The organism is Iodobacter arcticus (assembly GCF_042664895.1).
In the GTDB taxonomy this organism is placed as follows: Bacteria; Pseudomonadota; Gammaproteobacteria; order Burkholderiales; family Chitinibacteraceae; genus Iodobacter; species Iodobacter arcticus.
The window spans coordinates 230663-249423 of the sequence record NZ_JBHTBQ010000014.1 but is presented as its reverse complement, the minus strand read 5'-3'; the positions used below and the strand labels follow the sequence as shown (position 1 = coordinate 249423).

Here is an 18761-nt window from a genome sequence, read left to right as displayed (position 1 = left end):
CTACAAATTCATTACGACTTACGGCCTTTATTTCTCAAATTTAGGGATGAAATAAAGATTTGAGGCGTAAACGAATTAACTCTTCTCGCGCATCTAAAAAATCTGAAACCCTATCAAATGCCCAAAGAGATTTGTCTTCTGGTATTAAGTGGCGCTTTAAGAAACTTTGGTCACGTGATTCAAGCCAAAAGCTAAAGGGCATATCTTTTTTACTTGTATTTTCAGATGCGGGCAAAAGGCAAAGATTGACCAAGTTATTTTTTTTCTCTTCCCCATATAAAGTATCTTGTGCCTTTAACTTTCCGGATTTGAATAAATTAGTGGCAAATATATGATCCTGATGATGTGGAGTTATTCCCCATCTTGCATCATCATAGAGCAAAGACAACGCTAAAAATACACGCTTACTGCCGTAATTTAAACTCAGAACATGGTCATCAATGTAATCATCATCAAACGTTGTGTGAAGGCCAGAAGAAAGAATTGTCTGGTTTATTTCTTTAAGTGGGAAATCAGCCCCAGACTCTTTAATATTTGAGCGAATATTTTTGAGCAACCCATCTGCAGCCCTACCAAATGCACCCTTGAGAAGTGCCATGAAAAGCCAACGATGAATATACCCTGAATTTCTTACCTCAAATGGCGTTGAGCCTAGCAGATCAACAGAGGGGTTTTTATAAAGAAAATAAATAATTGGAATAACCGCATTTACACTACTCAGATTCTGTTCATCAATACCATAAGAGTTAATTAAATCAACACCTTTTTTTATCGCTTTTTTAATTTCAGGCCATTTTTTTTTAATAAGCTCCAAATTTTCATTAGTAAAATTTTGAACCTTGTAAGCCACAGGAAGATCAGCAAGAACAAGACATGATTTCATTATAAAATCTTTATCAAAACTATTACTACGAGAAAGCCCATTATTTATATAATCCACAAAGCCAAATATTTCTTCTCGAGCATTCATCCCTCCCCATTTAGAGGTGATCATTGACAGCAATAAATCAGACTTTGTAAGTTTTGTTCCTCCGTCGTTAGCTCGAATAAAAATATCAAGAACTCGATCATAATCTTGGTCTGTTTCTATGTAATAGGCGATTACTTTTTCGTCGTGAATAGCCCGATAGAGTCGTTCTAAATTTCGTGAAAATACTTTCCTCTCGCCGCGAGAAATCCCGTAATTATCTAATTCTTCATCTTTTTGTTCTAAGAAAAACATCGAACTTTTGACGCTCATCAAAATCCATTATTTGTGCTACGCGAAACCAAAAATTCTCAGAATTAGGTTGTGGAGTCGCATCCTTAAATGCGAATTTATAGTAAAGTCCATCTTTATCTTCCTCACCATCAAGCGAGGGGGCAGCCAATAAGTCTAAGTGCAGTTTGTTTGTCGTCCAAGCGTCAGGGTTAGCGATTCGTCCACCTTTTTTTCTTGTAACGTATGTTCCTTTTAGTCCAATCATTAAGGAAGTCAATCGCTGCTGCCCATCGAGAATCATAGATAAATTATTCACGCCATCGGTAATCGCCAGTTCGTTGTGAGTACCACCCTGCTTTGCTTTATCCAAAAATTTGTATGCTTGCCACTTCTCTCTATTTTGATCCCGTATTTCCCAGAATAAAAATGAACTGATAGGGTATTTACGCATAATGGAATCAAACAATTTCATAATTTGTTCCGGCTCCCATACAAACTCACGCTGAATGGTGGGCAAAAAATATTGCTGATTCATTCGTCCAATAGTTAATGCGATGGTGTCCGAGTGATAACTCATAATTTTAATTCTTCCTAGTACTGGAATTGACGGCATACATCTTTTTTGCCATGCAATTATGTCAATAGTGAACACTGAGCTTCTATAGGGGCTCTGAAAAAATATAGGGACCGACCTAGATATATCAAAATACAAAACCAGATTAAAATCATTACCAAGTCGAACCAGAATAATTTACATCATCATATTACACGTAATTAGCTTAAATTTTACAGCCACCAAAAGCTACTTAATCAAATGAGCAATTTACTGCAGATTGATTCATCAGTAGCCCCACAACTTAAAGCCATCCACACTCACCCTCACCCCAAAACCATTAAAGCGGACGAGCGTTCTATTGGGTAGAATAAGCATACTTCACCTCGTCAACACAGGATCTTGCCCATGTTTGTCGATTACCCCGGCAGCCCCTATCGCCTGTTTCAGCCTTTTCCACCTGCAGGCGATCAGCCGACGGCCATTGCTCAGCTGCTTGAGGGGCTGGATGATGGTTTGCAGTATCAGACCCTGCTTGGGGTAACAGGCTCGGGTAAGACTTATACGATGGCCAATGTGATTGCCCAATCGGGGCGGCCGGCTATTTTGATGGCTCCGAATAAGACGCTGGCGGCGCAGCTTTACTCGGAGATGCGTGAATTCTTTCCGCAAAATGCCGTTGAATATTTCGTGTCTTACTACGATTACTACCAACCCGAAGCTTATGTGCCCAGCCGCGATTTATTTATCGAGAAAGACTCGGCGATTAATGAGCATATCGAGCAGATGCGGCTCTCCGCCACTAAGGCGATTTTAGAGCGGCCGGATTGTATTATTGTGGCCACCGTCAGCGCGATTTACGGGATTGGCGATCCTAGCTCCTACCATAAAATGATTTTGCACCTGAAAGAAGGCGAGCGCGTTGCCCAGCGCGATATGATCAAACGCCTAACCGCCATGCAATACGATAGAAACGACACCGATTTTAGCCGCGGCTGTTTTCGGGTGCGCGGCGATGTGATTGATATCTTCCCCGCCGAATCAGCCGAATTAGCGCTACGGGTGAATTTATTTGATGATGAATTAGAAACGCTGCAATTATTCGATCCGCTTACAGGACACATCAAGCAGCGTGTGGGCCGCTTTACAGTGTTCCCTAGCAGCCATTACGTTACCCCGCGTGAAAAAGTGCTGGAAGCGATCGAAACCATCAAGGCCGAGCTGACTGATCGGCTGGCATTTTATTACAAAGAGCACAAACTCGTTGAAGCGCAGCGGCTGGAGCAGCGCACCCGTTTTGATTTAGAAATGCTGATTGAAATGGGCTTTTGTAAGGGCATTGAAAACTACTCGCGGCATTTCTCTGGCAAGCCTGCAGGCTCGGCCCCGCCGACGCTGATCAACTATATGCCGCCCAATTCGATCATGATTATCGACGAAAGCCACGTCACCATCCCGCAAATTGGCGCGATGTATAAAGGCGATCGATCACGTAAGGAAAATCTGGTCGATTATGGCTTTCGTATGCCGTCTGCCTTGGATAACCGGCCGCTGAAGTTTGAAGAATTCGAGCAACTGATGCCGCAAACGGTGTTTGTCTCCGCCACGCCATCCGATTACGAAGCCAAGCATCAGGGCCAAGTGGTGGAGCAAGTGGTGCGGCCAACAGGCTTGGTCGATCCGCTGATTGAGGTGCGGCCTGTTGGCACACAGGTGGATGATTTACTCTCAGAGATTCGCTTACGCACCGATTTGGGTGAGCGTGTTTTAGTCACCACGCTGACCAAACGCATGAGCGAGCAGCTGACCGATTATCTAAGCGAGCACGGCGTAAAAGTGCGCTATTTGCATTCCGATATTGATACCGTAGAGCGGGTGGAAATCCTGCGCGATTTGCGCCTTGGCGTATTTGATGTGCTGATCGGGATTAACTTATTGCGCGAAGGCTTGGATATCCCCGAGGTGTCCTTGGTGGCGATTTTAGACGCCGATAAAGAAGGCTTTTTAAGATCAGAGCGCAGCTTAATTCAAACCATCGGCCGCGCCGCGCGTAATTTAAATGGTAAAGCCATTCTTTACGCCGACCGAATTACCAAGTCGATGGAAAAAGCCATTAGTGAAACAGAACGCCGCCGCGCCAAACAAACCGCATTTAATCTGGCCAATGGCATTACGCCGCGCAGCGTCGTTAAACGTATTAAAGATATGATTGATGGCGTATATAACGAGGAAGAAGCCGTAGCCGCCAGATTAGAAATGAAGCGGCAAAAAATGCTCAATGAATTTGACGAAAAATCCCTCGCCAAAGAATTGAAACGCCTCGAAAAAGAAATGATAGACGCGGCCAAAAACCTAGAATTCGAAAAAGCCGCCCAATTGCGTGATCAGCTAAAAATGTTAAGGGATCAGGTGTTTGGGAATTGATAGGGATTGATCACTCTAGCAAATCATTGTTATAGCTGAGTTTTAGTAGGACGGGAAAAGCCCAACCCTAGCAACTTAAGTTATTGACTTAAGGTGAGTCGGCATTTCGTAGGGTGTACAACGACGTAGTCGTTGCGCACCATGGGCGGTGCGCAAGAAAAACGACTTGCACACCCTACGAATGATGTAATGCTTGCAAATGAATGGAAAAGTTTAACCACAGCCCCATTACACTTATTGCTTAATCCCCGCCTGCCTTGGGCAAATATGCTATATTTTACGACCCGAATGGCATATTTGCGCAAGCCCGCCTGCCAGCCTGTTTAATCATTGATTTCAGTAAGGAAGAATATGCAAAAAGTATTACTTTCAATGGCACTGGCTAGCGCCAGCCTGCTGGCCCATGCCGCCAGCGATCAATTTGAGTGGCTGGAAGATGTAGGGGGTAAAAAATCATTAGATTGGGTGAAGGCGCAAAATGCCATTAGCCACGGAATGCTAGAGAAAGAAGCAGGTTTTAATCCGCTTAAAAATCAAGTGCTTGATATTCTTAATTCTAAAGAGCGCATTGCCTATGTGAATAAAATGGGCAGTTATTTTTATAATTTCTGGCGCGATGGCGAACATCAGCGCGGTATTTGGCGGCGCACTACGCTGGCTAGTTATAAAACGGCCAATCCAAATTGGGAAACCGTATTAGATTTAGATGCATTGGCCAAAGCCGAAAATGCCAACTGGGTTTATAAAGGCGCAGACTGCCGCTATCCCCAATACGATCGCTGCTTAATTAGCCTTTCTCGCGGCGGGGCCGATGCGGTAGAAGTACGTGAATTTGATTTAAATAAAAAAGCCTTTGTAAAAGATGGCTTTAGTTTGCCTGAGGCTAAATCAGAGCTGAGCTGGCAGGGTAAAGATAGCGTGTTTGTTGCTAGCGATTTTGGCAAAGACAGCCAGACTGATTCGGGCTACCCACGCATCGTTAAACTTTGGCAACGCGGCACACCGCTCAGCGCCGCTAAAACAATTTATGAAGGGCAAAAAACAGATATTTCTGTCTCTGCCTATGTGGCCGAAGAAGCAGGCTACCGCCGCGAGATTATCCGCCGTGGCATTACCTTTTATACCAATGAAACCTATTTACGCAGCGGTGAAAAACTCAGCCGCATTGCTGTGCCAGACGACGCCAATATCAGCTTTTTTGGCCCGCAAATCCTGATCACCCTAAAATCTGCATGGACCATCGGCGGCAAGACTTGGCCTAGCGGCAGCCTGATCGCCAGCGATTTCGATAAATTTCAGGCGGGCGAGCGCCAATTCACACCGCTCTTTAGCCCCACCCCAAGCACAGCGCTCAATGGCATCACCAGCACCAAAAACCATCTCATTATTGACACCTTAGACAATGTAAAAAGCCGGCTTGTTGAATGGCGATTAAAAGAAGGCCAGTGGTCACAGCGCGCCATCAATACACCCGCTTTTGGCAGTATCGGCGCAACGGCGATTGATGCCGACACATCAGATGATTACTTCTTCACCCACGTCGATTTCCTCACACCTGATTCGCTCTATCTAGCCCATGCTGGCACAGATGAGCGAGAGCTACTTAAGCAGCGCCCCGCCTTTTTTGACGCCAGCAGCATGGAAATCGCACAAAACGAGGCTTTATCTAAAGATGGCACACGTGTGCCTTACTTTATTGTTAAACCTAAAAACTTAAAACTTGATGGCAATACCCCGACGCTACTGTATGGCTATGGCGGCTTTGAAGTCAGCCTCACGCCGTATTATTCAGCAGGCGTAGGTAAGGCTTGGCTAGAAAAAGGCGGCGTATATGTGCTGGCCAATATTCGTGGTGGCGGCGAATTTGGCCCGCGCTGGCATCAGGCCGCGCTCAAAGAAAATCGCCAAAAAGCCTACGATGATTTTATTGCCGTGGCAGAAGACCTTGTTGCCAAGAAAATTACCCAACCTAAAAAGCTTGGCATTATGGGCGGCAGCAATGGTGGGCTTTTGATGGGGGTGATGATGACGCAGCGCCCAGATTTATTTGGCGCGGTAGTTTGCCAGGTACCGCTCCTAGATATGCGCCGCTTTAATCAGCTGCTAGCGGGTGCTTCGTGGATGGGCGAATACGGTAATCCCGATGTGCCAGCGGAGTGGGATTACATCAGCAAATACTCGCCGTTTCACAATATCAAAGCCAAAACGCAATACCCGAATATTCTGTTTACCACCTCCACTCGCGACGACCGAGTTCACCCCGGCCATGCGCGAAAAATGATGGCCAAAATGCAAAGCGAGGGCGTTAAATCGGTTTGGTATTTTGAAAATATGGAAGGCGGCCATGCAGGTGCAGCAGACAACAGCCAAAAAGCCGACATGACTGCGCTGGAATACAGCTTTTTGTGGAAGATGCTGAAGTAATCATCTCTGAGGGTGGGCCCATTTTTAAGCTCACCCTTAAGCTCACCTTATCGTAAAAAATATAAAGACTGTGTCGTGATATTTTGCATCTAACTACTGAACACACACTCTTGATTTACCCGCTCGCTTGGCCTCGTACATTGCGGCATCGGCGGTATTCACTAATTGATCTGGTGTTTTCTCCGTGCCGGGTGAATAAAGAGTAATACCAATACTGGCACTGACATGCGCGGTGCTTTCTCCAAAAAGGATAGGCTCTTGGATACACAGCAACAGCTTTTCTGCTAATACATATGCATCCAGAATCCCCCCATTTAAACCCTCTAAAATCAGAGTGAACTCATCCCCTGCCAAGCGTACAACCGTATCGGTGTCGCGCACACTTTCGCGTAAGCGCTGGGCAGTTGCGCATAAAACGGCATCACCCGCCTCATGCCCCAGGGTGTCATTCACGGCTTTAAAGCCATCTAAATCAAGAAACACAATGGCCAAAGGCACGCAATGACGATTTGCCCTTGCGATCGCTTGCGGAATCAGCTCAAACAGCGTGCGCCGATTAGGTAGTCCAGTCAGTGCATCATGCCTTGCCTCATGATCCCGCTCTGATTCGATCTGTTTGCGCACAGTAATATCATGCAAAAACGCGCTAAAAATAACTTGTCCATCAAGATGCAAGGCACGAATCCTCACCTCCGCAGGTAGCACACTTCCATCGCGTCGCAAGGCCGTCAGCTCTAGCCGCTGATTAAGCACCTTATGCTCACCAGAAACCAAATAACGTTTCATTCCTGCCCGGTGTGCCTCGCGCATGTCAAGGGGGATAATCAACTCATCTAAAGGGCAGCCAATGGCTTCTGATGCGCTCCAGCCAAAGGTCTGCTCGGCCTGATTATTCCACTCAATAATGACGCCGGCCTGATCTGTGCAGACATAAGCATCATTGGCATTTTCAATCACCATGCTTAATTCCGCTTCACGCTTACGCAATGCTTGTTCTGAATACAGCTGTTGGGCCATGGCCGAAGAAAGCATTTCATTCGCCGCTCGTAAATCTTGAGTGCGGGCCAGCACGCGCTCTTCTAAAGAATACCGTAAAGCAGCCAGTGATTCTTCTGCCTCTTTCCTCGCCTGTATGTCTTTAATAATCGACACAAAATAATCAAGCTCACCCGTCTGGCCCATATGCTTGGTCACCACCAACTGCACCCATACCGGGTTGCCATTTTTGCAGATATAACGCTTTTCAAGCTGATAACGATCAATTTTATCCGCCACTAACTGCTGTAAAAGGCTGAGATCGCCCTCAAGATCATCCGGATAAGTAATGCCTTGAAATGTAAGCTGGAGTAATTCAGCCCTGCTATAGCCAACGATCTGACAAAGCGCTTCGTTTACACTGATCCAACCACCATCTGGTGCAACCAAGGCAATACCTACTCCGGCCCGCTCAAATACGGTACGGAATCGTGCCTCAATCGCCTGAATTTTTTTCTGTGAATAATTCATCTGGCTGCGTGTAAGTAGCACTGTTTCACGCATTTGCACTTCTTTATTAATTAAATCAGCCAAGGCAATCAAAATACCCACTTCATCTGGCGTGAGAACACGAGGTTTTGAATCAATGGCACAGAGCGTACCAAGAGCCAAACCGCCAGCGCTTCGAATCGGCATTCCTGCATAAAAACGGATATTGGGCTGCCCGGTCACTAGCGGATTATCCGCAAAGCGCTCGTCTTGCGTGGCATCTTGCACAAGCATAGGACCGCTATTCATAATGCTATGGGCGCAAAAAGCGAATTCACGCGGCGTTTCGGTGGCGTCTAGCCCCACTCGGGATTTAAACCATTGCCGGTTCTCATCAACCAAAGAAACCAAGGCAATAGGCACGTGAAGGATTTGAGAAACCAAGCGCGTAATTAGATCAAAAGCAGGCTCCGCCTCGGTATCAAGCAGCTCTAGCGCATGCAAAAGATGCAAGCGCTCGGTTTCGTCAGGGGGAATAGGAGGCTGGGTCATAAAGGGCAATATCCAATAAGGCTGATACCACTATAGCGACTACAAACCCATTCAGAAGATACTTCGTGGTCATTTTAATTTACATTTTTCAAGCACAAAAAAAAGCCACCTTCGTAAAGGTGGCTTTTTTTGATTCTAAACGGCGATTAGGCGCGTTTTTTGAATTCGTTGAAGCGTGTGTCGATTTCGATTTTGTCGCCGATTTCGATAAATGCAGCCACTGGCAATTCAAAGCCATTTACCAGACGAGCTGGCTTCATTACTTTACCTGAAGTATCACCGCGAACTGCTGGCTCGGTGTAAACCACTTCACGAACGATAGTCGTTGGCATTTCAACCGAAATAGCCTTGCCTTCGTAGAAGGTTACATCGCAAACATCTTGCATGCCGTCTTCGATAAAGTTGAGCGTGTCACCCAAATTGTCTTTTTCGATTTCGTACTGCTCAAACTCTGTATCCATAAATACATACATTGGATCTGCGAAGTAGGTGTAAGTACATTCTTTGCGATCTAATGTTACAACTTCAAACTTTTCGTCTGCTTTGTAAACGTTTTCTGAAGCAGAAGTGCCCAGCAAGCTTTTTGCTTTTACTTTTACAACAGAAGAGTTACGGCCAGACTTGCTGTATTCGGTTTTTTGAACGACCCAAGGTTGAGCGTCAACCATGATTACGTTACCAACGCGAACTTCTTGTGCGGTTTTGATTGCCATTGCGGTGTTTACCTAGAGCTTAAGTGATGGTTAAAATTTAACGCGCCATTTTACCTTGCTATTAACGAATCTGACCAGATTAGTGGCGAGATCCCCCCTTTTGATCAAATTCTCACGCCAGGCTGCTGCATGCGGAGTTAAAACAGAAAGCTGTGGCAAAAGCTTATGCCACGCGGCTTGCAGATCGCCACCATGATTCCAAACCTGCCAAAAATCATTTAAAGCCTGTGCTGATTCACTTGGACAAGCGGCCAAATAATGCGCCAAAAACGCATTTAATTTGACGGCGTGTGCATCGTCATCCTGCGGATAGATATGCCAGACCAAGGGCAGTGCCGCCCACTGTGCGCGCACAAAAGAATCTTCACCGCGCACAAAGTTAAGATCGCAACTCCAAAGCAGCCGATCGTACTCATCTTGGGATTGCATCGGCAGCACCGACAAGCTAAGCGCACCACAGTGAATTGTTTCGCCAACCGCCAATGCCTGCCCTAGCGCGGCTTCGGCCAAAGGCAGCAATAAGCCTTCAGGCATAAACACCTGCACGGGGCGATCTGATTGCTGCCAAGTACTCAACAAATCTGCCAAGCCTTGATTGGCATAGGCAAAAAGAGACACCCTGAGACTATTGGCCTCCACCGCCTGCCATTGACCCAAATAGGCATCGCTATCCGCCAGCGACCAAGCGGCCCGAGCGCTAAGCTGTGCCCGTTCGCCCAATAAGCCGCCCGTGCCATCGACAAAGCCAGGAAAAAAGAAAAACTTAGCTAAGCCCTGAGCGGGCGATGGCAAGCCGTGGCAGCCCAATACCCAGTCTTCTGCCGAAAGATATTCCAAGTTCAGCCAAACCAAACCGCTAGTCTTGGCCTTCATGGCAGCGATATAGCTCGTGGGTAAATCGCAAGCAAAAGCCTCGATAACAACATCAGCCGGCTCAATATCAGGCAATGATTCGCCCCAATGCTGAATCGCTACACCCGAGCACATCTGCTGATCGAGATCGGTGCAAATATCGGCCTGAATCCGCTGAAAGCTGGCTAAATCATCCACAATCAAGCGCACAGCAAAGCCATGCTCAAAGGACAATTGCCGCGCTAAACGCCAGCACACGCCAATATCGCCGTAGTTATCAACTACACGGCAAAAAATATCCCAACGCTTTAATTCATTCATTACTCAACCACTTTTTCTTCTCTGGCATAAACATCTCTATCTGCCACAAATAAATCATGCATTTGCTGACGATTGGCTTTTGCCAAAGCCATTAAAGCATTCATATCGTCTTTATGCTCTAATTGCTCAAGTAAAGACGCTTCATCATGACGCTGAAAAATATCAATCATTCGCTCAGCATGTGAGGGCGAATAGCCCAATGCTAATAAAGTATGCTCTGCCGCAGTCAGGCTACTTTCCCATACTTCACGAATCACCACATCCACATTTAAATCCATTAAAGACAATGCATGGGTACGATTATGCGCCCGAGCAATAATCTGCAGATGAGGAAACTTGCGCTTTGCCATTTGCGCTAAATGCAGGGAATCGCTGATGTTATCAATGGCGATTAATAACACCGTGGCCTGCTTTGCGCCTGCTTTTCTTAATAAATCATACCGTGTAGCATCGCCAAAATAGATTTTATGACCTACTTTTTTTAAAAACTCAATATGCTCAGGATCTTTATCTAAGGCGGTGAATTGCATTCCCTTTGCGGCCAATAAGCGTCCTGTGGCTTGACCAAAGCGGCCAAATCCAGCAATGATGACTTTATTGGTTTCAAACTTCACATTACTATAATCGACTTTCTTTTCTTTGCCTTTACGCTGAATAAGCCGCTCAAAGATCATTAACAAGGGCGCATTCAAAGCCATCGACAAACCAACGACAATAGTAATTTCTTCGGTAATTTGATGATCTAAAATATGCAAAGACAGCGCTTGGGCCATCACCACAAAAGCAAACTCACCACCTTGTGCCAGCATCAGCCCAAGCCTGAAGCTGCTTAGCTTTGATTGCCCCGTAGTGAAGGTAATTAAAGCAGCAATCACCGAGCTTTTAACCAAGAGCAATAATAAAGCGCCCGAAAGTAAAAACCACGGATCAGCCAGCAGCATTTTTAAATTAATACTGGTACCAATGGTGATAAAAAACAACCCCAGTAATAACCCTTTAAAAGGCTCGATATCTGCCTCTAATTGGTGCCTGAAGCTGGAATTTGCCAGCATAATTCCCGCAGTAAAAGCGCCCATTGCCATCGATAAGCCCGCATAATCAAAACCAAGCGCGGCACCAAGTACAATCAGTAGCGCAGCGGCCGTCATCACTTCTGAATTGCCATACTTTGCGACTATTTTTAATAATGGATTAAGCAAATAAGTGCCCACAAACAGGGTAATCAGCACTGCCAATAAGCCCAGCCACCACGGCACAATATGGCCGCTCGTATCCGGGGCCATTGCTTGTAAACTCAGTAATACCGGAATCACCGCCAGATCTTGCATCAGCAAAATAGCAAAGCCAATTCGGCCAATGGGCTGATTAAGCATACTGCGCTCTTTTAAGAGCGAAATAGCAAATGCCGTAGAAGATAAAGCAAGCGTTACTCCGATAAGCAAGGATGCTTTAAACTCAATGCTTAAAGCCAGCGTAGATAAACCTGCTAAAGCTAAGCCACAAAAAAGTAATTGTGCCCCACCTAGCCCTACAATTTTCTTACGCATTTGCCATAATGATTTAGGATTTAATTCCAGCCCCAGCACAAATAATAAGAGCACCACCCCAATTTCAGCAAAATCAAGCACCGCTACCGGGTCTTCAATAAACCCTAAAAAATAAGGCCCCACTACTACGCCTGCCGTTAAATAACCTAAGATCGATCCTAAATTAAAACGCTTAAATATGGGTACTGCAATCACCGCTGCTGCCAACAGCACAACAGAAGTGTGTAATAGCTGGTTATTCTCCATCGCTTTCTCCATAAGCTATTTTGTTAGCAGCGCAATAAACCTTTCCTGTGCGCTGCAATATATTCGTATGTCCTATTTATACTTTACAGAACAACAATTACATCATCGTTTTCTGATTATCTTAAATACAGTGCTGTTTATAGCACTTTGCTGCAATTTTCAATTCTTAAATTCGTGATCATTTTTCAAAAAAGCAGCTAAACAGCATAGTCAACAATCATAGCAGCTGCGTAGCCAGCTATATTTATACAGATGAATCATCAGATTAATACCACGCTTTTTCAGCAAAGGATGACAATACAGCTCAAAAAACTTTTCATAAAGCAATAATTTCAGCAGAAATTAGCATTAAACGCTTTATCTTAATTCACCAATAGTCCGCCACATGTCGTTGTAATAAAATTCAAACTCCAATCGCATGCGGGCTTACCATGAATACAGAGAGCAATCCTTTATTGCAAGACTGGCAAACGCCTTATGGTCTACCACCATTTTATCAAATTCACCCCGAACATTTCCCTAGCGCTTTTGCCTTTGCGATGGCTCAGCATCGTGAAGAATTAAATGCCATTGCAGCACAAACCAGCTTGCCCGATTTTGCCAATAGTGTAGAAAGCTTTGCCAGTGCCGGATCATTACTTGCGCGTATTCAAGCCGTATTTGAAAACCTGACTGCCTCTGAAACCTGTGCAGAGCTCGAAGCGATTGAACTCGCTCTCGCTCCAGAATTAGCGGCTCATCATAATGCGGTTTATCAGCAGGCTGCGGTATTTATCCGCCTGAATACCCTTTACCAACAGCGCAGTGATTTAAAACTAAGCACCGAACAAATGCGGCTCTTAGAGCGAATTCATATAGATTTTGTGCGTAATGGCGCAGAGCTAAAAGGTGAGGCCAGCCAGCGTTTTGCTGACATCGTGGCCGAGCTTGCTACGCTATGCACTCAGTTTGCACAAAATGTACGCAGCGATGAAGCGGAGTATCGCTTAATGCTCAATGGCGAAAACGATTTAGCCGGCCTGCCCGATTCAATTAAAAGCTCAGCCAAGCAAGCCGCAGCCGATCGAGGCGTGGATGGCTATGCCATTACGCTTTCACGCTCGTCAGTAGTGCCTTTTCTGACTTACTCCAGCCGCCGTGATTTACGTCAAGCAGCGCATCAGGCATGGAAAGCACGAGGCGAAAATGCAGGCAAAGCAGATAACCGCCCGATAGCCCCGCGAATTCTGGCACTGCGTCTTGAACAGGCTAAATTGCTGGGCTACACCAATTTTGCTGATTACGCCCTGAACGATCGCATGGCGGGTACGCCGCAGGCCGCTTTAGATTTACTGAATAAAGTCTGGCAACCTGCACTGCAGCGCGTGCTTGAAGAACAAGCCGATCTGCAAACTTTGGCTGCCGAGCTGGGTGAGCCACTGGATATCGAGCCTTGGGATTGGTTTTATCTCGCCGAGCAACAACGCCTGGCGCGATTTGATTTGGACGATGCCGAAATCAAGCCTTACTTTGCTCTGGAGAATATGATCGCCGCTGCTTTTGATTGCGCGGGCCGCCTATTTGGCCTGAGCTTTAAAGAGCGCTTTGATGTGCCGCTTTATCATCCAGATGCAAGGCTTTGGGAAGTCAGCCGCCACGGCAGCGTGATTGGCCTCTTTATTGGTGATAATTTCTCCCGCACCAGCAAGCAAGGCGGCGCATGGATGCATGAATTCCGCACTCAAAGCTGCTCTAACGGGCAGCGTGTTTTGCCAATTGTAATCAACAATAATAATTTCTCTAAAGCCCCCGCTGGCCAGCCTACCCTGCTTTCATTTGATGATGTGCGTACTTTATTTCACGAATTTGGCCATGGCTTGCACGGACTGTTATCCGATGTGCAATACAAGCGGCTAGCCGGGCCTTCTGTGGCGCAAGACTATGTAGAACTGCCATCGCAGCTTTATGAAAACTGGGCCGAACAAGATGAGGTGCTCAAAAAGCACGCCTTACACATTAAAACCGGCGAGGCCATTCCCGATGCGCTGCTGGCAAAAATCAAAAATGCGCGCTTTTTTAACCAGGGCTTTGAAACCGTCCGCTATCTAGGTTCCGCCCTGCTCGATTTGCAGATTCATTTAGATTTATCGAGCGATTTACACGATATCAGCCATTTTGAACAGAAAACACTGGCAAAAATGGGCCTGCCCAAAGCCGTAGGCATTAACCACCGCCTGCCCCATTTCGGGCATATTTTTGCAGGGGATGACTACGCAGCAGGCTATTACGTTTATATGTGGGCTGAAGTCTTAGAAGCCGATGCTTTCGATGCCTTTATAGAATGCGGCAATCCCTTTGATCCGGCCACGGCAGAACGTTTGTATCGCACTATCTATAGTGTGGGTAATTCCATTGCGCCTGCCAGCGCTTACCTTGCATTTCGCGGCCGCTCGGCGGAGGTTATTCCCCTCTTGCGTAAACGTGGTTTAAATTAATCAGTAAGCCCTTTTGTAATCAGAGGGCGGCACTGCGTGAGTAAGCCGCCCTTATAAAACCTCTGTCGCTTATCACCATCAACTGAGTGCGATCATGAAAGCTGAGACCAAGCCTACCGTTTTAATCGTTGATGACAGAGCGGATAGCATCGCCATTCTTTCATCCTGCCTAGAAGACGAATATCAGCTGCTCACCGCCGAACAAGGTCACACCGCTTTAGAATTAGCCGCTCAATATCTGCCCGATTTAATTTTGCTAGATGTCATGATGTCTGATCTGGATGGCTATGCCGTCTGTGAGCAGCTCAAAGCAGAGCCTGCCACCGCAGAAATTCCTGTTGTGTTTGTCACGGCCTTATTAAATGTGGCCGATGAAGAACGTGCTTTTGCCTTGGGCGCGGTGGACTATGTCACTAAGCCGATTAGCCGCACCATCTTGCGCGCCCGTGTTCGCTCGCATATTTCACAGAATAAAATGCACCATGAGCTTTTAGCATTTGCCAAAGTGCTAGAGCAAAAAGAGCTTGATGCTGAAAAAGCCAAGCGCTTACTTAATGCCGTATTAGATGCGATTCCGATCCGCGTTTTCTGGAAAGACCCTGATTCCCGCTATATCGGTTGTAATCGGCACTTTGCCAATGACAATGGCATGATTTCGTCTGAAGACATCATCGGCAGAACAGATTTTGATCTGATGCCAGAGCGTGCATTTGCATTACAAGCATTTGCCCATACCGTAATTAGCACCGGACAAAGCTTGCTAAATCAGGAGGGCGCGATTACCACCCATGATGGCAAGCTCACGCATATCAGCCTAAACCATGTGCCCCTATTAGAAAGCGATGGGTCGGTTATTGGTATTGTGGGTGCTTACGAAGATATCACCCAAAGAAAACACACTTTTGATGCCTTGCAAGACGCAAAAATCAAGCTGGAAACCAAACTGGAAGAAATTGTCTCATTACAAGACAAGCTATTAGAAGCCGCACTGAGAGACCCTTTAACGGGCCTCTATAACCGGCGCTACCTAGCCGAAACACTCGATATTATGCTGGCGCAAGCCACCCGCAATAATATGCCACTAAGTGCCGTAATGATTGATATCGATCACTTTAAAGCAGTAAATGATAGCTATGGTCATCCGGCAGGGGATGAAGCACTCAAATGTCTGGCGCTATTTTTAAGTGAGCAAGCTCGGAGTAGCGATGTGGTTTGCCGCTTAGGCGGAGAGGAATTTTTGATTTTAATGATGGGCGCTTCGGCTGAAAACGCCCAGTTAAAAATTGACCGGCATCGGGATGATTTCTCCAACACCATTATCCGGCATCAAAACGGTGAGCTGAAAATCACGTTTTCAGCGGGTATTTCTGTTTACCCGCTGCACACCGAAAACTCCAAAAAGCTGCTTGAATACGCCGATTTAGCGCTGTATGCAGCAAAACATAATGGCAGAAACCGAGTAACTATTTTTAATAAATAATCACTCAGCCATTTCAATTAAGCCACGGCCATTACGCTTTGCCACGTATAAAGCTTCATCCGCACGCAACACCAAAGCCCGGCCGTTTTCATCATGCCGCAGCATAGCAATACCGGTTGAGAAAGTAATATCCAAACGCTGCTGCTTATGCATAAATGGATTACGGCGAGCCATTTGCTGTAAACGCTCCAAAACATACCGAGCCCCGTGCATATCGGTTTCTGCCAGCAAAATCAAAAACTCTTCGCCGCCATAGCGGACCAGAATATCCGAATCTCTTAATACCGATTTTGCAAGGCCTGCGATATGAATCAACACATTATCGCCTACTGCATGGCCAAAGCGATCATTCACTAATTTGAAATCATCCAGATCAAACAGCACCACGGATAATTTATGCCCAAGGCGTTGAGCCAGCTTTGCCTCGCCCACCAGACGATTATCAAATCCTTGGCGATTCATCGCCCCCGTTAATGCATCTTGCTCTAAAATTTGTCGGCTAATTGCTAGATTTTCTTCAATGCTGCGCACCGAATCACGAATCGCCAGCAAATCGGTATTTGATGCGCTTACCGTTGAATGCATTTCAGAAGTAGAATGGATAATGGTATTAAGCAAAGATTCAAGCTTGCTGTGCGTATCATCTGCGCTAACTCGCTGCTCTAAATGCGCCCGCCTTGTATCTTGTAATTGATCGAGGCTGGCAGACATTGCTTCATTGCCCCCGGCTAAAGCAGAAAGTAACTGATCGGCCGTTTCCCCCATATCACCCAGAATATCCTCCACTTTGTAAAGCAATTGCCAAGCTTGTAAAGTTTCATTCGATGTTTTGGCGTCGGGTGACTTAATTGTGGCAATGGCGTTGTAAAATTTGGTGTAATTTTCTGGTGTAGGCGTTAATCCACGTTCCGAGAGCTTTTTAAGTGCAATCCGTGCAATTTCTACCGGATTGATAGCTGATACATTAGACATAGATACTCAGAGCCATTGCACAAGTCATTTAGAAGAACGATTGTACGCAATCACAAGCGATGAATCTATGACAATACCCTTATCACCCTAGGAATTTAAATCAATATGCATATACATATCCTTGGCATTTGCGGCACATTTATGGGTGGGATTGCTGCACTTGCTCGCACAGCAGGCCATAAAGTCACCGGCTGCGATGCCAATGTTTATCCGCCAATGTCTACCCAGCTCGAAGCACTTGGCATTGAGCTGATCGAAGGCTGGGATTTAGACCAACTGGCTTTAGGCGCAGATCTTTATGTGATCGGCAATGTGGTTACGCGTGGCAATCTATTAATGGAAGAAATCCTTAACCGTGGTCTGCCCTACACATCCGGCCCAGAGTGGCTGGGGGATAATCTGCTACGGGATAAATGGGTGCTTGCGGTAGCGGGCACACACGGCAAAACAAGTACCAGCTCGATGCTGGCATGGATTTTAGAATACGCAGGTTTGGCACCGGGCTTCTTAATTGGCGGCATCCCAGAAAACTTTGGTATTTCTGCCCGCGCCCCCGGCACACCTCGGCAAGACGCAGCCTCCACCTCGCCCTTTTTTGTGCTGGAAGCCGACGAATACGACACGGCTTTTTTTGATAAGCGCAGTAAGTTTGTCCACTACCGGCCACGCACTGCCGTACTGAATAATCTGGAATTTGATCACGCCGATATTTTTGCTGATCTGGCCGCCATCGAAACCCAATTTCACCATTTAGTGCGCACCGTGCCCGGGCTGGGCCGGTTGATCGTCAATGGCAAGGAAGACAGCCTGAAACGGGTGCTGGATAAGGGCTGCTGGAGTGAAATTGAATACTTTGGTGGTGCATCAGGCTGGCGAGTCGGCAAATCTTTTAGCGATGGCTTTGAAGTCCTGCTCGGCGATCAGTTGCAGGGCGAGCTGCACTGGGCGCTTATCGGTGAGCATAATCAAATGAACGCCCTGGCCGCCATTGCTGCAGCCCGTCATGTGGGTGTTACCCCTGAGCAATCGATTGCCGCGCTAGCAGAATTCAAAAACGTAAAACGCCGCATGGAAATCAAAGGCCATAGTAAGGGCATTACCGTTTACGATGACTTTGCTCACCACCCCACAGCCATTGCCACCACCGTAGCGGGCTTACGCAAGAAGGTCGGCAACGCGCGCATCTTGGCCGTGCTGGAGCCGCGTTCAAACACCATGAAATTAGGCAGCATGAAACAAGCCCTGCCCGGCAGCTTGCAAGGGGCGGATCTGATTTTTTGCTATGGTGCCAACTTAGGCTGGAGCAGCAGTGAGGCGCTCGCTTGCCTAGGAGAAAAAGCCCAAAGCTTTGATGATCTAACGCTCCTGATCGAAGCCGTTCGCCAAGCGGCGCAGGCTGGCGACCATATTTTAATTATGAGCAATGGCGGCTTTGGCGGCGTACATGGCAAATTATTAGCCGCTTTGTAAAAAGAGGCGGGGAGAAAGGGAGTGGGGAGTGGGGAGTAGCAAATCCTGCGCGGGAAGCCTGTCCAATC

12 protein-coding genes are annotated in these 18761 nt (G+C 46.6%); 5 read left to right on the top strand and 7 right to left on the bottom strand.

The genetic code is table 11. From position 1 onward, the window contains the following. Window positions 1-40 precede the first annotated feature (40 nt). Window positions 41-1240 (bottom strand): GmrSD restriction endonuclease domain-containing protein, encoded by a 1200-nt coding sequence (locus tag ACFQNF_RS09190; RefSeq protein WP_380187695.1) that lies wholly within the window; start codon window positions 1238-1240, stop codon window positions 41-43. Beyond that, a complete protein-coding gene (locus ACFQNF_RS09185; RefSeq protein ID WP_380187694.1) occupies window positions 1197-1778 on the bottom strand; it encodes a DUF262 domain-containing protein in 582 nt (193 codons plus the stop codon). The genes ACFQNF_RS09190 and ACFQNF_RS09185 overlap by 44 nt, the downstream gene beginning before the upstream one ends. A gap of 384 nt (window positions 1779-2162) precedes the next feature. Between ACFQNF_RS09185 and uvrB the strand changes: the two genes are divergently transcribed. Continuing rightward, the gene (gene uvrB / locus ACFQNF_RS09180) at window positions 2163-4178 is read left to right on the top strand and encodes an excinuclease ABC subunit UvrB (protein WP_380187693.1); all 2016 of its coding nucleotides are present in this window, start codon (window positions 2163-2165) and stop codon (window positions 4176-4178) included. Window positions 4179-4529: 351 nt separating this feature from the next. Then, window positions 4530-6602, top strand: coding sequence for a prolyl oligopeptidase family serine peptidase (locus tag ACFQNF_RS09175; protein WP_380187692.1), 2073 nt, complete (start codon window positions 4530-4532; stop codon window positions 6600-6602). Window positions 6603-6695: 93 nt separating this feature from the next. Here the strand turns inward: ACFQNF_RS09175 and ACFQNF_RS09170 are convergent, their stop codons facing one another. The 4 genes from ACFQNF_RS09170 to ACFQNF_RS09155 form a co-directional block, all read right to left on the bottom strand. Continuing rightward, complete coding sequence (locus ACFQNF_RS09170) at window positions 6696-8618, bottom strand: PAS domain S-box protein (protein ID WP_380187691.1); 1923 nt, start codon at window positions 8616-8618, stop codon at window positions 6696-6698. A 146-nt stretch (window positions 8619-8764) separates the two neighbouring features. Beyond that, window positions 8765-9325 (bottom strand): elongation factor P, encoded by a 561-nt coding sequence (efp, locus tag ACFQNF_RS09165; RefSeq protein ID WP_380187839.1) that lies wholly within the window; start codon window positions 9323-9325, stop codon window positions 8765-8767. A 36-nt stretch (window positions 9326-9361) separates the two neighbouring features. After that, on the bottom strand, window positions 9362-10504 hold the full coding sequence (earP, locus tag ACFQNF_RS09160; protein WP_380187690.1) for an elongation factor P maturation arginine rhamnosyltransferase EarP: 1143 nt from the start codon (window positions 10502-10504) through the stop codon (window positions 9362-9364). Further along, on the bottom strand, window positions 10504-12297 hold the full coding sequence (locus ACFQNF_RS09155) for a monovalent cation:proton antiporter-2 (CPA2) family protein (protein ID WP_380187689.1): 1794 nt from the start codon (window positions 12295-12297) through the stop codon (window positions 10504-10506). The genes earP and ACFQNF_RS09155 overlap by 1 nt, the downstream gene beginning before the upstream one ends. Window positions 12298-12728: 431 nt before the next feature. Here ACFQNF_RS09155 and ACFQNF_RS09150 point away from each other — a divergent pair, with 431 nt between their 5' ends. Both ACFQNF_RS09150 and ACFQNF_RS09145 read left to right on the top strand, forming a co-directional pair. Further along, entirely contained in the window at window positions 12729-14771 is a 2043-nt protein-coding gene (locus ACFQNF_RS09150; RefSeq protein ID WP_380187688.1) for a M3 family metallopeptidase, read from the top strand. A gap of 94 nt (window positions 14772-14865) precedes the next feature. Next, window positions 14866-16251 carry a diguanylate cyclase gene (locus ACFQNF_RS09145; RefSeq protein WP_380187687.1) on the top strand — a complete coding sequence of 462 codons (1386 nt, stop codon included), beginning with the start codon at window positions 14866-14868 and terminating at the stop codon, window positions 16249-16251. Here ACFQNF_RS09145 and ACFQNF_RS09140 read toward each other — a convergent pair whose 3' ends face one another. Further along, the gene (locus ACFQNF_RS09140) at window positions 16252-17223 is read right to left on the bottom strand and encodes a GGDEF domain-containing protein (RefSeq protein WP_380187686.1); all 972 of its coding nucleotides are present in this window, start codon (window positions 17221-17223) and stop codon (window positions 16252-16254) included. A 105-nt stretch (window positions 17224-17328) separates the two neighbouring features. Here ACFQNF_RS09140 and mpl point away from each other — a divergent pair, with 105 nt between their 5' ends. Further along, window positions 17329-18693: a UDP-N-acetylmuramate:L-alanyl-gamma-D-glutamyl-meso-diaminopimelate ligase gene (gene mpl / locus ACFQNF_RS09135; protein WP_380187685.1), complete on the top strand. Its 1365-nt coding sequence runs from the start codon at window positions 17329-17331 to the stop codon at window positions 18691-18693. Window positions 18694-18761: the final 68 nt, after the last annotated feature.